The sequence below is a fragment of the Paenibacillus sp. CFBP 13594 genome (assembly GCF_014842675.1).
GTDB lineage: Bacteria > Bacillota > Bacilli > Paenibacillales > Paenibacillaceae > Paenibacillus > Paenibacillus amylolyticus_B.
On sequence record NZ_JACYVQ010000003.1, the window covers coordinates 393,249 to 414,349 of the forward strand.

Annotated in this window: 16 protein-coding genes; 10 read left to right on the forward strand and 6 right to left on the reverse strand. The window is 47.2% G+C overall.

What is annotated here, in order from left to right; genetic code table 11:
• Positions 1-5: 5 nt before the first annotated feature.
• The 4 genes from IFU39_RS12555 to IFU39_RS12570 all read left to right on the forward strand — a co-directional run bounded on the left by IFU39_RS12555 (position 6) and on the right by IFU39_RS12570 (position 6,077).
• On the forward strand, positions 6-1,292 hold the full coding sequence (locus IFU39_RS12555; RefSeq protein ID WP_192132958.1) for an alpha-L-fucosidase: 1,287 nt from the start codon (positions 6-8) through the stop codon (positions 1,290-1,292).
• A 63-nt stretch (positions 1,293-1,355) separates the two neighbouring features.
• Positions 1,356-2,378 carry a carbohydrate-binding family 9-like protein gene (locus IFU39_RS12560; RefSeq protein WP_192132959.1) on the forward strand — a complete coding sequence of 341 codons (1,023 nt, stop codon included), beginning with the start codon at positions 1,356-1,358 and terminating at the stop codon, positions 2,376-2,378.
• Positions 2,379-2,385: 7 nt separating this feature from the next.
• Positions 2,386-5,019: a transglutaminase domain-containing protein gene (locus IFU39_RS12565; RefSeq protein WP_192132960.1), complete on the forward strand. Its 2,634-nt coding sequence runs from the start codon at positions 2,386-2,388 to the stop codon at positions 5,017-5,019.
• Positions 5,020-5,024: 5 nt separating this feature from the next.
• Complete coding sequence (locus tag IFU39_RS12570) at positions 5,025-6,077, forward strand: glycosyl hydrolase family 18 protein (protein ID WP_192132961.1); 1,053 nt, start codon at positions 5,025-5,027, stop codon at positions 6,075-6,077.
• A 196-nt stretch (positions 6,078-6,273) separates the two neighbouring features.
• Here the strand turns inward: IFU39_RS12570 and IFU39_RS12575 are convergent, their stop codons facing one another.
• Positions 6,274-8,574 (reverse strand): helix-turn-helix domain-containing protein, encoded by a 2,301-nt coding sequence (locus IFU39_RS12575; protein WP_192132962.1) that lies wholly within the window; start codon positions 8,572-8,574, stop codon positions 6,274-6,276.
• 315 nt (positions 8,575-8,889) lie between these two features.
• Positions 8,890-10,404, reverse strand: a complete 1,515-nt coding sequence (locus IFU39_RS12580; protein WP_192132964.1) for a glycoside hydrolase family 43 protein — start codon at positions 10,402-10,404, stop codon at positions 8,890-8,892.
• 167 nt (positions 10,405-10,571) lie between these two features.
• Between IFU39_RS12580 and IFU39_RS12585 the strand changes: the two genes are divergently transcribed.
• Positions 10,572-11,444: a helix-turn-helix domain-containing protein gene (locus tag IFU39_RS12585; protein WP_445739028.1), complete on the forward strand. Its 873-nt coding sequence runs from the start codon at positions 10,572-10,574 to the stop codon at positions 11,442-11,444.
• A 135-nt stretch (positions 11,445-11,579) separates the two neighbouring features.
• Here IFU39_RS12585 and IFU39_RS12590 read toward each other — a convergent pair whose 3' ends face one another.
• The 4 genes from IFU39_RS12590 to IFU39_RS12605 form a co-directional block, all read right to left on the reverse strand.
• Positions 11,580-12,149 (reverse strand): YdeI/OmpD-associated family protein, encoded by a 570-nt coding sequence (locus IFU39_RS12590; RefSeq protein ID WP_105600772.1) that lies wholly within the window; start codon positions 12,147-12,149, stop codon positions 11,580-11,582.
• A gap of 11 nt (positions 12,150-12,160) precedes the next feature.
• The gene (locus IFU39_RS12595; protein ID WP_105600771.1) at positions 12,161-12,670 is read right to left on the reverse strand and encodes a DinB family protein; all 510 of its coding nucleotides are present in this window, start codon (positions 12,668-12,670) and stop codon (positions 12,161-12,163) included.
• Between the two features lie 82 nt (positions 12,671-12,752).
• Positions 12,753-13,670 (reverse strand): helix-turn-helix transcriptional regulator, encoded by a 918-nt coding sequence (locus IFU39_RS12600; protein WP_192132966.1) that lies wholly within the window; start codon positions 13,668-13,670, stop codon positions 12,753-12,755.
• Between the two features lie 170 nt (positions 13,671-13,840).
• Positions 13,841-14,758, reverse strand: coding sequence for an ArsR/SmtB family transcription factor (locus IFU39_RS12605; RefSeq protein ID WP_017690213.1), 918 nt, complete (start codon positions 14,756-14,758; stop codon positions 13,841-13,843).
• Positions 14,759-15,118: 360 nt separating this feature from the next.
• Between IFU39_RS12605 and IFU39_RS12610 the strand changes: the two genes are divergently transcribed.
• The 5 genes from IFU39_RS12610 to IFU39_RS12630 all read left to right on the forward strand — a co-directional run bounded on the left by IFU39_RS12610 (position 15,119) and on the right by IFU39_RS12630 (position 20,925).
• On the forward strand, positions 15,119-16,066 hold the full coding sequence (locus IFU39_RS12610) for a glycoside hydrolase family 43 protein (protein ID WP_192133217.1): 948 nt from the start codon (positions 15,119-15,121) through the stop codon (positions 16,064-16,066).
• A gap of 132 nt (positions 16,067-16,198) precedes the next feature.
• Positions 16,199-17,542 (forward strand): ABC transporter substrate-binding protein, encoded by a 1,344-nt coding sequence (locus IFU39_RS12615; RefSeq protein WP_192132967.1) that lies wholly within the window; start codon positions 16,199-16,201, stop codon positions 17,540-17,542.
• Between the two features lie 157 nt (positions 17,543-17,699).
• Complete coding sequence (locus tag IFU39_RS12620) at positions 17,700-18,590, forward strand: carbohydrate ABC transporter permease (RefSeq protein WP_036611613.1); 891 nt, start codon at positions 17,700-17,702, stop codon at positions 18,588-18,590.
• Between the two features lie 26 nt (positions 18,591-18,616).
• A complete protein-coding gene (locus IFU39_RS12625; protein WP_036611483.1) occupies positions 18,617-19,459 on the forward strand; it encodes a carbohydrate ABC transporter permease in 843 nt (280 codons plus the stop codon).
• Positions 19,460-19,515: 56 nt separating this feature from the next.
• A complete protein-coding gene (locus IFU39_RS12630) occupies positions 19,516-20,925 on the forward strand; it encodes an arabinan endo-1,5-alpha-L-arabinosidase (RefSeq protein WP_192133219.1) in 1,410 nt (469 codons plus the stop codon).
• Positions 20,926-21,101: the final 176 nt, after the last annotated feature.

Below are 21,101 nucleotides of genomic sequence, written 5' to 3' on the forward strand. Positions count from 1 at the left end.
CCGTTGTGCAGAAATGGTTTGAAGAAGCCAAGCTGGGGATATTCATCCACTATGGCATCTATGCGGTAGACGGGGTTGCGGAGTCTTGGTCCTTCTATAATGGCAGGATGTCCCATGAAGAATATATGAAACAACTGGATGGGTTTACGGCTTCGGAATTCAACGCGGAGAAGTGGGCGGACCTGATTGAAAAGTCTGGAGCCCGGTATGCGGTGCTGACAACGAAGCATCATGATGGCGTTGCGTTATGGGATACGCAATATAGCGATCTCAATGTTGTCAAACAGACACCAGCGAATCGTGACATTGTGAAGGAATATGCGGAAGCGATTCGGGAAAAGGGCATTCATCTGGGGATGTATTTCTCGCTGATTGATTGGTCACACCCGGATTATCCTAGCGTGTATGAAGGTGGAAAAGTACCGGAGGATCTCAGTAGTGTCAACCGGCATTCAAGTCCTGTGGACGGCGTTCAGGATCAGGCAAAGTGGCAGGAGTTCCTGCAATTTAATAACCATCAACTGGGAGAGATTTTAACAAATTACGGAAAGGTGGATCTGCTATGGTTTGATGGGGACTGGGAACGGAGCGCCCAACAGTGGAATCTGCCGGAGTTCAAGCATTATCTGCAATCTTTTAACCCGGATATCATCATCAACTCCCGCCTTCAAGGTTATGGGGATTACAAAACACCTGAGCAGGGCATTCCGATTACAAGACCGGAGGGACCCTGGGAATTCTGCACCACAATCAATACATCTTGGGGTTATGTGCCAACCGATCATAAATATAAATCCCTGAATCAGATCATTCGAATGTTCTGTGACTGCATTTCCATGGGCGGTAATATGTTGCTGGATATCGGTCCGCGTGAAGATGGCACCATCGATCAGAGGCAGGAGGATATTCTGCTTGGACTGGGAGCCTGGATCCGAACCCATGAAGAGGCGGTCTTCTACACCGATGAAGGCATTATGCCTCGCTATTATCTGGGGGGAAGCACCGTATCCGAGGATCGAAGGACGCTGTACCTGTTTGTGTATGACGATCCAAAAGAGAATGTGTGCATCAAAGGTCTCTGCAATCCGATCAAGAAAATTACCGTGCTGCATTCGGGCAAAGAACTCCATCATGAGATTCATGGAGGCGTGCCATGGTTCAATATTCCGGGAACAACGTGGATTAAGATGACCCCGGAGGACACACATGAACAGGTGACCGTTCTTAAGCTCGAATTCGATGAGGAGCTGGAAATGTACGGCGGCGCTGGAGCCGTTGTCACCCATAACTAACTATTAGGGGGAGGGCGTGTGCCGATAGATGCATGCCCTCCCTTACGAATTGGAGAGAGTGACATGAACAGAAGTGGAGTGCCAGAGCCCAAGATTGAGTATGCTCCCAAACATTATATATGCAATCGTGCGCAGGAACCGTTGGTATTAGACGGCCGTGTGGATAAGGCATTTTGGGATACGGCCCATTGGACAGATGATTTCGTTGATATCGAAGGTGATATTCGTCCAAAGCCAGAGAAACAGACGCGGGTAAAAATGCTGTGGGATGACGACTATTTCTACTTTGCTGCCGAGCTGATGGAAGATCAGATCTGGGCTACCCTGACTGAGCGTGATTCCGTTATTTTTTATGATAATGACTTCGAGATTTTTATCGATCCCGACGGGGATTCCCATCAATATTATGAGTTCGAGATCAATGCGCTCAATACCGTATGGGATCTGTTATTAGTGAAGCCTTATCGGGATGATGGGCCTCCGGTTAACGGTTGGGATATCAGCGGTCTCAAGACGGCCGTATATATCGATGGGGAACTGAACAATCCTGGTGCGGATAACCGAAAATGGAGCTTGGAAGTTGCGATTCCCTGGAACAGTCTAAAGGAATGTGCCGAAGGAAACCGTCCACCTGCACCGGGTGAGTTCTGGCGTGTCAACTTCTCACGTGTGGAGTGGCAGACCGAGGTACAGGGCGGTGAGTACCGCAAGGTGCTGAATCCGGAGACGGGCAAACCTTATCCAGAGGACAACTGGGTGTGGTCACCTATGGGTATTATCAACATGCATTACCCGGAGTTATGGGGTTATGTTGTATTCTCGGATGACGGAACGGATCAGTCGTTTGAGTTGCCGGAAGACGAACGAATCAAATGGGAGCTTCGCAAGCTCTACTACCGTGAACGCAATTATTATGAAACCCATGGTGAATTTACACAGGATGTGAAGCTGCTTATGGGTGAGGAATCATGGAGTTGTAAGCCTGTTATTGAAACGACTCGCAGCCTGTTCCAGATTACTGCGCCGTCTTCGGACGGAACGGCCTTGATCTGTATTCGGGAAGACGGAAAGCTGTGGAAGGAGTGAGAATGCAATGACCAGCCAAACCTTGGTATTTACCCTTGATGCACAGTCATTGGAGAGAATCGAGCAGAAGTTCCAGGAGAAGGTACGTTTTGCAGAGGCCCGCAAATCGGAATTGTTTCATGTTTTTCAGCAGGAGCTAACGCATGAAGAGGCATGGGCGTTGAAGGTTGTCTATGCCTATATGCCGGTAAACGACATGGCTGATTATAACGGGGACTTGTTCTTAAGTCATGTGCGACGGGCTTTGGACACTCGCAAACGTGTGCCTTGGGGAGAACGCGTTCCTGATCATTTGTTCCTTCATTTTGTACTGCCTTATCGCATAAATACGGAAAATATTGAAGATTTCCGCGGTTTGATCTATGACGAATTAGCCGAGCGGACAGCGAAGTTATCCATGGCTGATGCCATTCTGGAGACCAATTACTGGTGTCATGAGAAAGCGACCTATATTGGTAGCGATCTGCGCACGATATCACCGCTGACGATGATCCGGAATGCTCGTGGTCGATGCGGCGAAGAATCCACGCTGGCGGTGGCCGCTCTTCGCAGCATCGGTATACCTGCCCGTCAGGTCTATACGCCGCGCTGGGCTCACTGCGACAGCAATCATGCTTGGGTAGAAGCCTGGGCAGATGGTCAATGGTATTACATCGGGGCATGTGAGCCGGAAGCCCGTCTGAACCAAGGATGGTTCAGCCCGCCAGCCCGCAGGGCCATGCTGATTAATACAAGGATCTATGCCGACTATCCCGGACCAGAGGATATTACGCTCTCGGAAAAGGGATTTACGGAAATTAATTTGCTTGAGAACTATGCGCCCACACGCAACATCTATGTGAAGGTGAAAAATGAACAGGGAGAGCCCGTACCCGGCGCGAGTGTTCGTTTTGAGCTGTACAATACGGCTGAATTCTATCCGATTGCCGAAATTAGGACGGATGCACAAGGGGAAGCGACCTTTAAGACTGGCTGTGGTGACCTTTTGATTCGTGCAGTTAGCGGCGGCAAGTGGAGTGAGATCCTATTCAAGGCTCAGGAAAACAAGGTTATCGAACTGGTGTTAGACTCGGCAGAGCAGCCTACAGGGAGTGCAGATTTCGATATGGTCCCTCCGCCTGAAGGGAAAGGAGAGGTCGGGACTGCGTTACCCGAAGAGAAGATGCAGGAACACAACCGTCGTCTGGAGGAAGGAGCGCAGATCCGTGGCAGGTACGAAGACACTTTCCTGAGTGAGGAGGAAGCTGTCTCGTTATCTAAAGGGGTTGGACTTCCCTCCGTACGTGTATGGGATATTCTCCGCAAGGCACGGGGGAACAGCCGGGTAATTGCAGCTTTCCTGGAGGAACGTTCCAATCCATACGGTGAGTGGCCGCTCCGGTTGCTGGAGTCGATGAATGAAAAAGATTTAATTGATACTTTTCGCCAGACGCTGGATGATCATCTGATCGGTGCGCTCTCGCAGCAAGGATCTTGGGCGGAAGATACATTTGTGAGATACATCCTGTGTCCGCGGATTTCCTATGAGATGCTGGTCCCTTATCGAGGTGTATTCCACAATGCCTTTTCGGCAGATGAGGCGGCAGCGTTCAGGGAGAATCCCTCGACACTTGCCCGAATGCTGGAACAGCAATATGAATACTATGAAGATCTTCCTAATCTAAAAGGCAAAGGGAATCCAATAGGGACGTTTAGTCTAATGAAGGGAGACTCTCAGTCGCTGGATATTTTGTTTGTAGCTGTATGTCGCAGTTTGGGTATTCCAGCCCGATTACATCCGAGCGCACAGAAACCACAGTATCTAAGTGACAAAGGCTGGGAGGATGCAGTGTTTAGTCTCACCTCACCTCAAACTCAAAAGAACACAAGCTGGGGAATGCTCCATCTTCATAGGGATATAAAAGTTCCGCAGGATACACCTGAAGCATCTTATTTCGAAAATTTCTCGTTTGCCCTTCTGGAAGATGGCGTCTACAAGACGTTGATTTATCCTTATGGCAGTACGGATGTCTATAGTGAGCCATATGAGGTTGAGGCAGGAGCTTATCGCTTAACGACAGGCATTCGGATGAAAGATGGAACGGCAAAAGTACGATTCGTTTACTTTACCGTGAACGCTGGAGATACCACTGAGGTTGTCTTGTCTTATCGCGAGACTGAGGTTGATATTCCTGTACTGGGTAAACTGGCACCAGGAAGTATACTGACCCGTCTGGATGGTACAGAGGTAGAACTGGAGGAACTTCTGGGATCGGAGGGTGCCATTGCTGCCTGGATTGAACCGGAGCGGGAACCGACCAAACATCTGATTCGTGAACTGTGCGAGCTGGCAGAGCCGCTGGATAAGTTGGGTATTCCAATCGTACTCATGATCGGAGATATGGAATGGAACGCTTCTTTTGACCCTGTTGGTTATCCAAAGCTGCCTGTACGTACGGTTTTTGTACAAGATTCCAGTTATGCTTCCTTGTCTGGCTTCATTTCGAAGCCTGCGGCTTATGAAGCGGGTTATCCACATCTATTTGTGCTGGATACTCTGCATCAAGTTCGTTATTCGGCTTCCGGGTACAAGATTGGTACCGGGAAGGAAGCCTTGCAGATTGCTGCTGCGATATCTCAATCATCGATTGGATCGGAGTGAAGAGAGTGATGAAATATATTGCTGCGGGTTATGCCGTTGATTCAGTTCTTCCTGACATGACACATGAGGATCTGTCGAAGTTAACACATCTGAACATAGCCTTCGGACATGTCAAGAATGATGCAATCACTACCGAGCATTTAAAAAATGGCCATGTGATCCAGAACATCAAGCTGGAGCATCCAAATCTTAAAGTGCTGTTGTCTGTAGGCGGATGGAGCGCTGGCGGTTTTTCCGAAGCCGCCTCAACCCAGGCGGGAAGGGACAGCATGGCTGCATCGGCGTTTAGGGCGCTGGAGGAATATCCTTTTGACGGGATCGATCTGGACTGGGAATATCCTTGTTACGGTGAAGCCGGTATTGCATCCAGCCCAGATGATAAACGGAATTTCACCTTACTTCTCAAAACAATGCGGAAGGCACTGAGTGCGAAGGGAGAAGAGGATGGCCGTCATTATCTGCTCACCATTGCAGCAGGGGCTGATCAATACTACGTTGATGGTACAGAGATGGCCGAGGTGCAGCAGTACCTGGACTACGTGCAGTTGATGACCTATGATATGCGCGGCGGTTTTCAGGTTCTGACCGGACACCATACGAATCTGTACACGCCAACAGGAGATCTGTTTCGAATTAGTACGGATGCTTCCGTGGCCCTGTTTGTTCGCGCTGGTGTCCCGAAGGAGAAGATTGTGATCGGAGCTGCGTTCTATTCCCGGATCTGGAATGAGGTTCCTGACCGAAACCACGGGCTCCATCAAATAGCTGGTAGCACAGGCGGCTACGGTCCGTCATTTGCCGAGCTGGAAGCGAAGTACATTAACAAGAATGGTTACAATCGTTATTGGGATGAGGAAGCCTGTGCACCATTTCTGTTCAATGGGTCCAGCCTCATATCGTATGATGACGAAGAATCGATCCAATGCAAATGTGCTTACGTAAAGGAGCAAGGTCTGGCCGGCATCATGTTCTGGGAGTACGGCTGTGATCCGACTCACCGTTTGCTGGGTGCAGTACATCAAGGGCTGAAGGTTCTTCCGGCTGGGGAAAGCGGATAAGGCCGCCGGGCGCGACGAATCAGATTATTTCTTCGAACTAAAAACATACGAAGGGGCCGTCCTATACGTCATGAGCATGACGTATAGGACGGCCCCTTGTTTGCGTTATTTTCTAATGAATCAGGCACTGTTATTCGCTCTCATATACATTGTTTACTGTTCTGAGATGTAACCATCACAGAGACGATATCTCCCTTTATCCAGTACATTCCTCGTCATCATCATCCGGGGAATCGGCGGAGCCGTTGGGACGGTGCATTTTACGGTATTGCCCTGGGGTATAACCCGTCTCTTTTTTGAATTTGCGGATGAAGTTTGGTGTATCCAGGTAACCGACACACGTGATGATATCTTTTAACGGATCGGTAGTATGCAGTAATAGTCGAATGACCTCATCCATCCGTTTCTGCCAGATATATTGGGTAAAGTTCATGCCGATCTTTTCTTTGAAAGAACGACTGAAATAGGATGAAGAGATCGTGAATTTCGATGAAATCGTACCTAAACTGAGATCATAATCAGAGAAATTGGCATCGATATAAGCAACGATTTCATCCATAAGAGAGCTTTCTTCCGTCTCACTCTTCGCCTCGACATGGGCGCAGATTTCGGCGGCGAGGCCTGTCAGTTTTTTCTCCAAATCCTCCAACGAGTCGTAGGAAGTGATCCTTGGAAGTTGATCAACCACATGATGGATTCCAAGCTCCGAAGCGGTTTTGAGCATGGTATTCAGAATATCAAAGCAGATGCAACGCAGCAGCGGTACAGACGGCATTTCGGATTTCAGGGTATTCAACGCAGTTGACACCATCTGAACCGCCACATCATAGCTGCCTTGTTTCAAGCTCTGAACCAGCTTTAATAACACATCCTTAGGGACCCAGAAGGAAGAATCCTGTACATCGGAACCGGAAAGGTTGTTAAAATATGTACTGGTGCCCTGTCCATGCAGCATCGATGCTTCCAGAGCGGTCGAGGCCTCAATGTAGGATTGATTCAGCTGTTTCGGATAAGTGTACCGATTGCCTATCCCGATTGCGGGCGCGACCCCGGTGTGTTCTGTCACCATCCATTGCAGTTTTTCAACGATAGGCTCCATACGGGTATTCAGGCTACCTTCATGCTCAATTTCGGCATCGAATCCCACGATAAGGGCCAATTGGTCTGCCTGTGGCAGCTCTACGCCGTAAGCATAAGCGGACAACTCGGGCAGCTCCACATCGTTCATCAGCTGCATGACAGTAGGTTGCTCGGGGTTATCACCGATAGGAAAAGCATGCATTTCCCAGCCCATGATCATGACAAAATAATGGGATCGGTTAAAGCGTATGCCAAGCTTATCCGTAAACTCAGAGGGAAAATCTCCGGTGTGACCGTGCTTCAGCAACATGAGCAAAATATGATTGCGAGCATAGGGCTCCTGAAGATCTACGCGCTGACTATAATCATGCAGTGTTTTTTTAATCCATTCCAGCTCGTTGGTGGTGGAGGATGGATCAGGATCATTCTTCAACCGAATGAACTCCATTAAGTCTGAAATCGGATGGTACTGTCTTCGGGCCAACATAATGGCGAGGAACGTGCCCATCACCACCATGAAGGAGAAAACAAGAACAACAAAGGTGCGAATATGAACGATTCGGCTAAAAAATTGGTTGCTGGGCATAGCGGTTACATAAGTCCAACCCGCATCCGATTTAACGGATACAACCGAATGTGGTTCTTGATTTAAGGAGATGCTGTGCGTTCCGGGTTCAAGAGCAAACAGAGCGTTAACTTCCTGTTCGGATATGATTTCTCCCTTGTAATTGGCTGCAAGTACTTGCCCGAAATTATCGAAAATATAAGTCATCCCGTGATAGTCGCTGAGGATGGAATCAATTAGGCCCGTCAGATTGGACTCGTGAATCAGGTACATGACGGTTCCATGGGCGGGCGTATTGTTAGGTGCAATCGGTACAAGGTAGGCCAGCATGGAATTGGGTATTCTGGTTCCTTGGACGACCTGCTCCGCTGGACGTATCGTGGGGGACTGTACGTTATTCAAATCCCGGATCATGTCTGTTTTGTTCCACGTAGTAAATTTGTAGCGACCAGTGAATACATCCAGGTTCTCAGAGCCTTGAGAAGAATAGATGTTATCATCTCCACGGAAGAACAGGAATAACTCATCGATAATGGAACTGGTGGCTTTGTATTTGACCAATGCGCCGATTGATTCCCGACTATAGTACGGATGGTGGGTCCAATACCGCGTTAACTGCTCATCGTAGGCGATGCGAAAAGCGATGTCTTGGAGTTCCTTCATGCGATCATCAATGACCGTTTTGGCTTGAGTGAGCTGATTGACATTGGTCTGTTCAATCTCTGAACGGAGCGTGTCCACAGCGTTGTGATAAATAATGATGGTTAAAATAACAAGAGGGATAAGGAAAATGGAGATATAGGATAGTGTGTACTTAAACAGAAGCTTGGACTTGAAGTGATTCCATTTCATATCTGCAACCTCCCGTTTTTCTTTCGTGCTGCAGCGATAGCGCTATCATATGGGCAGTGAAGGTATTGCCAAGATGGTAGCTGCTGGGGTGTTCCTTCTAAAAATACTAGGAGAACTACTCTAATAAAGCAATGGTTCTTTTATAAATTCCAGTGCAATCCGTAAGAAAGATATAGTTATAGCAAAATCCCCTCAAAGTTCACTCATTTCCTTATGCTACCACACAAGGCTTTTCAAAGAGTATCTACTTTAAGGGGATAATTTTAGCTGATCATATATTATATTTTCTATTACTGAATATAGGAGTTAAAACGATTATTCGTTCAGAGGTTCATAGTCAAACCAATCGAAACTTGCAGGTGTAGACTCCTCCGATGGAGCATAAGCGTACATGGCGATCATCACACCAGTGAAACCACTCGCCACTTCGGTAGATAACAGATGTGTTTCTCCTGAACCCACTTCAATGGCATCGGATGAACCTTGCTGGTAGAGGAACGTGAAGTGATTACGGTCAGCCTTGATTTGTAATACAACCGGCCCCTTGTCACAGTCAAGCACCTGTTCGGTTCGCATAGAGCCGACGGTTCGTCGCAATACGATTTTCTTCTGCCCATCGACCTGTGTTACAGCCAAATCGTAATGATATTTATCATTCATAAATAAGGTTAATCCAGCTTCCTCACCGCTCGCATTTGGCTCATAATACAGCTCGGTGGCCGTATTGCATAAGAAATGGCTCAATCGACGCCCAACAAAGGCTGGATTTCTACCCTCATCGAGCGATACCGAATTCCCCCGCAGGATGAGTTGTCCGGGATTTTCTGTGAGTGTCCAACTATTCGGAGCCGGGTTCCGCAAGAAGATCCAGTTCATGTCCAAGGTTGGTTCGTCAAAATGATCCCGGGCAGCCTGAGGTGACCAAGGGTGCTGAGGCAATGAAGGTCCAGTCATCACCGGTTCAATATGTCCATCAACACCAATTGTCGGCCAATCGTTATCCGTCCATGTGACAGGTGCCAGGAACGTTTCACGTCCCAGATGGTGCCGCATGGGGTAACCTGCTGGACGAAGGCCAAGACATACGGCCCACCAGCTTCCATCCTGGATCTGGATAAGGTCTGCATGTCCAGTTGCATGGATACTGGTTTTCATGCTTCGATTGGACAGAATTGGATTATGAGGACACGGATCAAATGGTCCGTATGGCTCTGTGCTTCGAGCAATGGTCTCCATATGACCATACTCGGTTCCACCTTCGGCGATCATCAGATAGTAGAGGTTATTTATTTTATACATGTGGGGAGCTTCGGGGGCTGCGCCTCCGGTTCCGGTCCAGATTAATCGGCTATCCGTTAGTCTGGCTCCGGTCGTGATGTCTATCTCACACTGATAGATGCCCTCGCCTTCATCGCCGTTACAGGCCGTTTGAAAATACACATGTCCATCTTCATCAAAGAGAAAAGAGGGATCAATGCCGCCCTGATCAACAAAAATCGGAGCAGACCATGGTCCCTCGGGCTGGGCACTACGTACATAAAAATTCCCGCCGCCGCTGACATTGGTTGTTGTCATATAGAACCAGCCATCATGGTACCGCAGTGTTGGGGCAAAAATGCCGCCAGAGTTGCCTGCGTTTGCTAGAGGGAGTTGCTCCGTTGTTGTGAGGACATGGCCGATCTGTCGCCAGTTCACAAGGTCTTTGCTATGGAAGATGGGCACGCCAGGAAAATATTCAAAGGTACTGGTTACCAGATAATAGTCTTCATCTACACGGCAAATACTTGGATCCGGATAAAACCCCGGAATGACCGGATTGGTATATTTCATCATGTTATGCTCCTATTCATGTCGAAAGTGTAATATGGACCTGGACGTATGAGAGATATCCTTGCTACAAGGGGCATTATATCGTCTTCAATCATTTCCAACCTTGATTTTTCGGTCCTCGAATAGCATGATATAGACATTCAACCCAACATGGTTTGCGGAGGGGAATGCTTTTGAGTAATGCATATTTGAGATGGTTTACCTCGGATCATCAACAATTTCCGTTTTTTATTCAGTACGGTGGACATGTTGAGGACATGGAGCTTCATAATCATATGGATTTTACGGAACTTGTGATTGTTCTGAATGGTCATGCAACCCATGTGGTGAACACCGAAGAATTTTTTATTAAAAAAGGGAACGCATTTGTGATTAATGGCGACACCCATCATGCGTATAAAGACCCTCATGATTTTAGGATCTGTAATATTATGTTCAGTCTCGAGATGCTTGCTTCGGCCGGTCCCGATCTGAGAAAATCTAACGGCTTTCAGGCGTTGTTTGTTTTGGAACCGTTTTATCGTAATATTCAATCATTTCCGAGTAAACTTTCGTTATCCATTTCCAGTCTGGAGTATGTGGAATCACTGATATCGTTCATGATTGAGGAGTATCAGAGTAAACAGCAAGGGTATCAGACGATGTTGATCTCACGTCTTACGGAGATGGTTGTTTATTTATCGAGACAATATGATACGCAGGAGAAAGGGATTGAAGGTAATAATCTGATGCATCTGGCCAATGCCATTTCATTTATTGAAGATCATTATCTGGAGCCACTGTCGTTGGAGGATATTGCGGGGAAGTCGAATATCTCCATAAGGCATCTGAACCGGATTTTTCGATCCTATTATCAGATGACCCCGATCTCTTATCTGCAGAAGTTGCGTCTGGAGAAGGCTTGTCATTTGTTGAAAAACGGGAATCTGTCCATCACGGAAATTTCGTATGAATGTGGATTTAACGACAGTAATTATTTCACCCGCCAGTTCAAGAAAGCCTTTGGTAAGTCTCCCAAAACATACAGGCAGAATCATTAACACCCGAATGAATATGATGTGTGAGCCGGGAGAGGTGAACAGAAATTCTGGGCCGAGATTCGCCAACGTATAAATCCAAAAAAATAAGCAGGACCATCTTACGAGGAGGTCCTGCTTTCGTATTTTCAAGGGTTTTTAATAATCCAGAAGCCGTCCGTGATCATGCCACTGACCGTACATTTTATTTTCCTTTGTGTTGGTTATGAACTTATCTAATCTGCTCTGGAATAATGCTGGCTGATTCTTAACACTTTGGATCGTATCGATCCGAACGTTTTGATACAGGTTAGGGAAGGCCATGAAATTTGCATAAACCTGATGGTCTTCTTTCAGCCTTTGTTCGATCACACCATCAATTATGAAAGCATTTGGCTCCATAACAGGAAGAACCTCTCTACCCTCGTCATGCATGAAGCCCAACTTTTCAAGTCGACGGACACGTTCCTTGTTCAATTCTGTCCATGAGCTACGTTTGCTTCGGGGAGATAATCTCTGTGCCAATCGAGTCTCGGATATTTTCTTTTTGACCCCATCGATCCAGCCAAAGCATAGCGACTCCTCAACCACATCCAAATACAGCAGAGTATCCGGAGTGGGTTTCAAGCTAACCATGACCCAGCAAGATTTCTGGACTTTTCCATGCTCCTGCAACCAACTTCTCAATTCTTCCCTCGATGTCACGGGGATACAATGTACATTCTCCATCGCATCGTTGTCTATACTTGAGCCGGTTCTTGATACCAGAAGAGAGAATAGTCGTTCATGACGGAGGCATGCCCCAACTGACGCAGCATGGTAGACACATTGCCTCGGTGGTAGGTCCCGTGATTGACCAGATGGAATACCATTTCCGATAAGCTGGTTTCGCGGACGCCGGCAAATGGATTATCGAGCAGCACGGTTTGTTCAAGATTAGTTTGGCCTTGGAGCCATTCGCTGTATTGTGCCGACAGATCGGCAAACATTTGCATGTACTCATCTATTGAACCGTGAATTTCACCATTGAGAGGCATGCATGCCTGGAGTGCCTCGGGCATACCGGTGCCCGTTAACACCAGATACCACATCTTATCCACTGCGTAGATATGGCTGAGGGCATGGGCGATGGTTGGAAATGAACTGTTCACTTCCTGACTCAGCACAGAAGAGGGAAGTTCTTTGATTCTGTTCAGGATGGTTTGATTAGCCCATGCGTTGTAGTTATACATTTGTTCCGGATGATTCATGAATGATCGTCTCCTTTAATTTGGCGAGGGATGTGGTTACTTACTAAAATGATTATAAAAAAAGAAGTATGACAACAGCGTGTCATACTTCTTCATAGAGTTTAAGTGCGTCTCGAAGCTGTTCTTTCAGAATACCTCGTAATTCAATCGGTTCAAGCACCTCAGCGCCACTTCCCAAACTAAGCAGAAACGACCATAACCACTTGGCTTGTAACGGTTGATAAACCGAGATGCGCATCGTCATACTTCCATCCTCGTGAAATTGCTTATCTGCCTGTTGAAAATGGTCCATGGCTTCCGCTAGCGCTTCCGGGTTCACCCGAAATACAACATCACTTACCTGATCTTGCCATGATGGATCTGACACAACATTCTCTTGGGGAAGCTCAAGGTGGGGGTGGAAGTGTTCCGATGTCAGTTGCACGTTCATCATCCGGGACAGTCGGAACTCGCGATAATCCTGCCGTGTCTGGCAAAATCCGTATACATACCAATTACGATATTTAAAATGAAGTCTTAAAGGTTCCAGATGGCGGGGTGTATGTTCATTCTTTGTATTGATGTAGTCAAAACGGACAACCTGATGATCCGTAATCCCTTTACGCAGATGAGGAAGGGCGTCAGGTTCTGTTCGGCGAGTCTCCAGATCCACCGACAGACTTGAGGTTTGATGCTCCGGTCCAATCGTTTGCAGACGTTCAATCGTGCCTTGTGCACGTGCATCTTCGAATACTGTGGATAGACTGCTCAGGACCGTGATCAGGGAATCCACATCATAAGAACCGAGCAAGCTTTTATCCATCTTGTATCCGTCCATCATGCCGTAGCCGCCTTTGAGTCCCTGATGGGAGACGACCGGGAAGCCGGCGGCACAGATTACATCAATATCCCGATAGATCGTTCTTGGGGACACCTGAAACTCTTCCGCCAAGGTGGAAGCAGACAATACTTCGTGGTTCAGCAGTTTATATATGATTGAGATTAATCGCTCCAATTTCAAAAGGTATCCCCGCCCGTTATTCCATTTTGTCATTACAGGCCATTATTATATCACAACAAAAAAAGAGTGCTGGATAGCACCCTTTCGAAGACACATGATTGTTGTTGTGTTGAACAGTTACGTTAGCAGATCGGTCGAACTTCATATCGAGTGAATAGTCAGAGATGGCTCTACTCTTCTTGCACGTTATAGAGAACCCGAGCGAGCAGATTCTGTCCATAGTTTCCAAAGTTTTTGCCAAAGATTGTTAAGCCCCGTTTGTTCAAAGGTCCGTCGGTAACCGCAATGCGGAAGTGAATATCGCTTTTGTAATCCAGCCCAATCTGGTCCAGCGTTACATCCGAGATACGACATCCGTCGATATAGCTGCCCTCTTGCGTAATCCGAATCAGCTTCAGCATGCCGTACTGATTCAAGTGCGGAGGCCACCATTCAGGATTAAAGGTACCGCGTGTATTGCCAAAATCCCCCGGACTTGTCCAGCAGCCAATCTCAATCCCATTGACATAGAAGTAAATATCCGAAGGGTAATTGTCACAAAAGCCAGGGGCCTCCGAACCCAGTTCCATCGACAACTGAATTTCGCTAAAGGACTGATTAGGTTTGAGATAGTTTGGAATCCGATACTCGAGATAACCTTCGGCCAGCCAGATCATCTCCGCATCAATTCGTAGTGGATCAGCAAAGTACCGCGGATCATCGAACTCTCCAACAATGCTGTCCCGGGTAGCGAGACCACATGTAGGTGCGGCCTGATAATCGCTGTAATGACCGACCTGAATTTCCACCTCATAACGATTGTTAATCTCTTGTGAACGCAGATCAACCATCAATTTTTCCTCATTGAGATAACATATCTTCTGGATTCCATGTTTGCCAACAGCGGTGTTGATCTCGATCAATCCGCTCTCTTCAAGCTTCTTGATGTGCATTGTGATGGCACCATTGCTCAGTCCCAGCTTGGTTGCAAGATCATTGAGATTAAGGCTTTGGTTCTTGGCCAGCAGCTCAATGATCTGAATCCGGATTTCCGAACTGAGCGCTTTGAAGATATTCACACCCGACATCAGATCTTTAATATAAATCATAGGTGGATTTCCTTTCCCCGTTCTGAACAAAGTCTTCGACACAGACATTTGCACATTTATATGTTTTATTTCAGATAATTATAAATCATTCCCTCATGGAAGGGAAGGGTGGAGAAATAGAAGCCAAAACCCTTGTGTATAGCGCAAATACGAATATATAATCTATATTTAGTTCACTATTCCGGTTAAAATAAGTGTTAATCAGTTCACATATATTTGAAATATACCATTGAAATGTCATGTAACCGCTTTTATAATCCTATTATACCTAAATTGATTCATTACTTCATGAACCTAATTAACCATTTGATCGGAAAGGTGGAGTTTGGTTTGGAAAAGTTAAGCAATGTGAAGAGGGTTATGTGGAAACGGTTGGCGTTACCGGCATTACTTGTGATGGTATTACTGCTGGCAGGTCAGTCAAAAGCTTTGGCGGCGTTCTGGAATCTGACCGGAGATACCGCTGTTCATGATCCGTCGATTATCAAAGAGGGCAGTTCCTGGTACACTTTTTCAACCGGCCCGGGTATTCAAGTATTGAAATCCGATAATGGATCGTCCTGGTATCGTGTTCCACAAATCTTCTTAAGTAAGCCATCCTGGTGGGCTTCTGCCGTTCCGGGACAAAGCGGATTGGATGTATGGGCACCGGACGTAGAGCAGTATAACGGAAAAGTGTGGCTCTATTATTCGATCTCGACCTTTGGCTCCAATCGGTCTGCGATTGGTCTTGCGTCTGCGAACAGCATTGGAGCAGGGCAATGGAAGGACGAAGGATTGGTGCTTCAAACCACGACCGCCAATAATTACAATGCCATTGATCCGAATCTGGTCATTGATGCTTCAGGCAATCCATGGCTGGCTTTTGGTTCGTTTTGGAGCGGTCTGAAGATTGTCAAACTGGACAAAAATACGATGAAACCGACAGGAAACATAACTTCCATTGCGGCGCGCCCGAATAACGGAGGTGCTATTGAAGGACCAAGTGTTGTATATCGTGGCGGCTATTATTACCTGTTTGCTTCCATCGATTCTTGCTGCCAAGGGGTGAACAGTACCTACAAAATGGTCTATGGACGTTCGACCAGCATAACAGGCCCTTATGTGGACAAAAACGGAGTCAATATGCTGAATGGTGGCGGGACGGTACTGGATACAGGCAATGTGAAATGGAAAGGTCCAGGTGGTCAGGACGTGTACAACGGCAATGTCATTGCACGACACGCCTATGATGCAGAGGATAATGGCAATCCGAAATTGCTGATTAATGACTTGCTTTGGGACTCGAATGGCTGGCCGAAATATTGATTTATTTTAGATAAATATAAAATGTTTTATAAAAGTATTGACTAAAGTGATCTGGATTTGATAAATTTAACAACAGAAATCTTATTTCATCCAATTGAATACGGTTACAAGTCCAGATCAGGAGGGGTTCAGATGGTAAAGAAAAAGAGTTGGGTCACATTTATGCTTCTTATGCTGGTAAGTGCACTGGTACTTGCGGGCTGTGGAGGAGGCAGCAGCGGTGCAAATGGGGACAAGGAGTTAACGTTTATGTTCCGTGGGGGGACAGATGAGCAGAAAGCATACCAAGCGGTGGTCAAGAAATTCGAAGAAGATCATCCGGGTGTGAAAGTCAAAATTATCGTAACGGCTGCGGATCAATATGCAACCAAGCTGAGAGCGGCAATTACCGGCAACAGCTTGCCTGACGTATTTTATATCAATCCGGGCGACGTGAAGGCGTATGTGAACAGCAATGTGCTGATGAACCTCACTTCGTATATTGAAAACAATCCGGATGTGGATCTCGATAATATCTGGAAATACGGCGTGGACCTGTACCGTTATGATGGCCAAATGGCAGGACAAGGTGACATCTATGGTATGCCGAAGGATCTGGGGCCATTTGCACTGGGTTACAACAAAACGTTGTTTGAAAAAGAGGGCATCCCACTCCCTGACAAGGATAAACCATACACATGGGAAGAGTTCATCAAGGTGAACCAGCAAGCGACCAAGGATACCAATGGAGATGGTAAATCGGATGTATACGGTACTGGATTCAACGTACAGTGGGCCCTGCAATCCTTTGTATGGAGCAACGGTGGGGATTGGTTGGATGAGACCAAAACAAAGGTAACAATTGATGATCCAAAATTCGCTGAAGCCTTGCAATTCTTCGCGGATATGCAGAACGTATACAAAATTACACCTTCCATTGAGGAAGCGCAAACATTGGATACGTATCAACGCTGGATGAAAGGTGAAATGGCTTTCTTCCCAGTAGGCCCATGGGATATGAGTACATTTGAGAAATTACCTTTCGATTATGATTTGCTGCCATTCCCTGCGGGATCTACTGGTAAATCGGCAACGTGGATCGGATCTCTGGGAATCGGAGTATCCGCGAAAACGAAACATCCGGAAGAAGCGGCAGCATTGGTGAACTACCTAACGGCTTCGAAGGAAGGCATGCAGCAACTGGTAGATGCCAAGGTACAGATTCCGAACTTGCTTGATATGGCAGACGAGTGGGCCAAAGATACATCCACGAAACCAGCCAACAAACAGGAATTCATTGATATTGTTGAAGATTACGGCCGGGCACTGCCAGGTAACTACACGTACAATGCAGAATGGTATGACCTGTTCTTTACGGACATCCAGCCGGTATTGGATGGCAAGATTACAGCCGCAGACTATGTGAAGCAGCAACAACCAAAAATGCAAAAACTGCTCGACAAAGCGGTTGAACAAGAAAAGAAATCTCAGAAATAGTAGATAGGAAAGGGTGATGCCGGCAGCCTGCAATCATGCTGCTGGCATCATTCGTATTGGAACTTATTGGATTCCATACGGGCATGTGGCATTCGTTGATCGGCAAGGTTCAATCGAAGAATGCCACATGCTGATACTAGAAACAGGGGTGAACGCCGTGATTACGAAATCGAGTTTGTATCGCAAAGAGATGCTGTACGGATATCTGTTTATTTTACCTCCGATTCTTGGATTGCTGATCTTTGTCATGTTCCCGTTCCTCTACTCCCTTTATGGTTCCTTTACGGATTGGGACGGACTGGGACAGATGAACTTTATCGGTTTGGCCAACTTCAAGGATTTGCTGACGGATGACCTCTTCTACAAAGCGATGTTTAATACATTCTTCCTGATGCTCGGTATTCCGATTGGATTGTTGCTCGCATTGTTGCTGGCAATGGGTCTGAATCGTAAAATTCCCGGCACCACGACATTCCGAGTAATCTATTACATCCCGGTCATTTCTTCCCTTGCTGCCGTGTCCATCATGTGGAACTGGGCGTACAACGGGGATTACGGTCTGGTGAACCAGTTCCTTGACCTGTTTGGGATTAAAGGGCCTAACTGGCTTGCGAACAAAGACACGGTCAAACCAGCTCTGATTATTATGACAGTGTGGAAGGGTCTGGGATACACGATGTTATTGTACTTGGCGGCACTGCAAAGTGTATCACGTACATACTACGAGGCGGCTGAGCTGGATGGAGCCAATGGGTTCCAGATCTTCCGCAATATCACCTGGCCTATGGTGAAGCCAGTTACCTTTTTCCTCATTGTTACAAATATTATTGGGGGTTCCCAGATCTTCACCGAGATGAACATTATGACACCTACGGGTGGTCCCGAATATTCTTCGGCATCGATCGTTTTCTACATCTGGCAGAAAGCCTTCAGTAACTTGCAGATGGGTTATGCCTCAGCGATGGCCATGATTCTTGGTATTTTCATTTTTGTCATTACCCTGGTGCAATTCAAAATGAACGAAAAATCAGCCTATGATGGGGATTGATTGTCAAGGAAAGGAGTGAACCGGAGATGTCTTACAGTCAAAAGAGGAAATTAACAAACTCGATCATTTTTATCGTACTCGCGATTGGTGCGATTGCGATGATTGCACCACTGATCTGGATGTTGTCCACGTCATTGAAGGAGAAGCAGGATGTGTTCGCGCTTCCGCCTGTATGGATACCTGAAGTATTCCAATTTGGAAAGTATAAAGAAATCTGGGAAGCAGGCCCGCTGCTCAGCGGGATCAAAAACAGCCTCATCGTTGCGGTGAGTGTAACTGTGGTGGGTACGTTTACGTCCAGTATCGCTGCCTTTGCTTTTGCCAAGTTAAGATTCCCACACAAAAACAAACTGTTTCTCGCATTGCTGGCATCCATGATGATTCCTTATCCGACAGTCATGATCCCACAATTCATCATGTTTGCAAAGCTGGGCTGGGTGGATACGCTGTTACCACTGATTGTTCCTGGCCTGTTCGGTAACGTCATCATGATCTTTTTCCTGCGTCAATATCTGCTTAGTGTGCCTGATGCGATTATTGAAGCAGCAAAAATCGATGGAAGTTCCTACTTCCGGCTGTACTCCAGTATTACGTTTCCACTCATCAAACCGGCGATTGCTGCACAGCTGATTCTCTGGTTCATGGGCATCTGGAATGATTATCTGGCACCGATTATCTATCTGAATTCACCGGAGAAGCAGACGTTACAGCTCGTTATCGCGAACTTCAATGCCACGTATGCGATTCAAACCGATTACCCACTTATTATGGCGGCGTCGATTGTAGCCCTGTTACCGGTATTAATCATCTTCCTGATCTTCCAGAAACAGATTATTGAATCGGTTGCCATTTCGGGAGTCAAGGGATGAACCAGCGGAAGAAATTCCGGCGGTGGTCGAATTCAGGAAAAGGAGTGGTTGCTTCCATGTTGTTATTGATGGTTGTTGGAGCTACGGGTTGTTCAGGAGAAACGGTGTCCCGTCCGGTCTTTCCTGAAGCTCCTCAAGATACTCAGTTGTATGACACCTCCATTTTGGACGATGAATCACGCTGGACGGTGAACAATGCGCATGATCCGGCCATTATCAAAACAGACCAGGGATACTACGTCTATTCCACAGACGTTCGTGTAGCAGGAGAAGCGAAACCCGGCGTCATGGTACGCAAATCAGATGATCTGATCCTCTGGAAGTGGGTAGGTCAGGCTCTGCCGGGTATTCCGCAAGAAGCGCTGGACTGGACAGGTGCAGTCAATCTGTGGGCACCCGATGTGATCCAAGTTGGCGATACCTATCGGATGTATTATTCGGCTTCTTCTTTTGGCAGTACCCAGTCGGCCATTGGTCTTCAGACATCCTTATCTCCCGAAGGTCCATGGACAGATGAAGGACTGGTTGTAAAAACTTCTGCGAATGAACAGGACAAATTAAATGCCATTGATGCCAATCCCATCGTAGATGCCGAGGGCAATTCGTGGATGGTATATGGTTCGTTTTTTGATGGAATCTATATTGCCCCACTCGATCCGGATACCGGGAAATTCAAGGACGAGGGTTATGGTACTCGCATTGCTGCTCGGGATCGTGCAACTGAAGAGGGCGCAGTGGAAGGTCCATACATTGTGTATAACCCGGAGTTCAAAAAGTATTATCTGTTCGTCTCCTATGATTCCTTATTCGAGGACTATAACGTGCGGGTTGCGCGTGCCGATTCAATCACAGGACCGTATACGGACATAAACGGCAATAACATGCTGGATACGGAGTATCTGCCGCAATATGAGATCGGCACCAAAATTCTCGGCAGTTATCGCTTCACAGAAGGTGAAGGCTGGGTTGCGCCTGGACATAACTCCGTGTTGAAGGACGGAGACGATTATTACATCGTGCATCATGCACGGGGTGAGACGGATAAAAACTGGCCATATCTGCATGTACGCAAAATGTTATGGACGAAGGGCGGCTGGCCTGTCGTTTCACCTGAACGGTACGCAGGTGAGACCACACAGGATATTCCGAAGTCCATGATTGCCGGGGCGTGGGAAGGAATGGCACTTGATCCGTCCGTGGAAGGGCAGATTCAAGCCGTGCCTTATACCCTAACAAGCAACGGTAAAATTAAAAGCGAAAAAGGTTCAGGAACCTGGACCCTTGATGACAAACAAACACTGACACTGAAGTGGAAAGAAAGCCCATGGGGCGGAGCCTCCACAGAAGAGCTGAAACTGCTGCCGTCCTGGGACTGGGAGAGAAGCCAGCCCGCGCTGGTGGTGACAGGTCTTAATGACAGCGGTGTGGCGGTCTGGGGCAAGCAGATCAGCGCAGCGGAGGAGTAAGGGGGCGAGCAGCGAGCGCGGTAAGAGCGAGCTGCCGCTCTAAAGGTGCACAAGCAGTGAGGGGGAGGAAGGAGCCGCAGGAGCGAGTTTGGCATCCGATTTCAACCGCCAGGAGCGGTGATAAAAAGAAATCGGAGGACAAGAGAGCGCCAAGGTCCTACCACCCCCGAACGTCC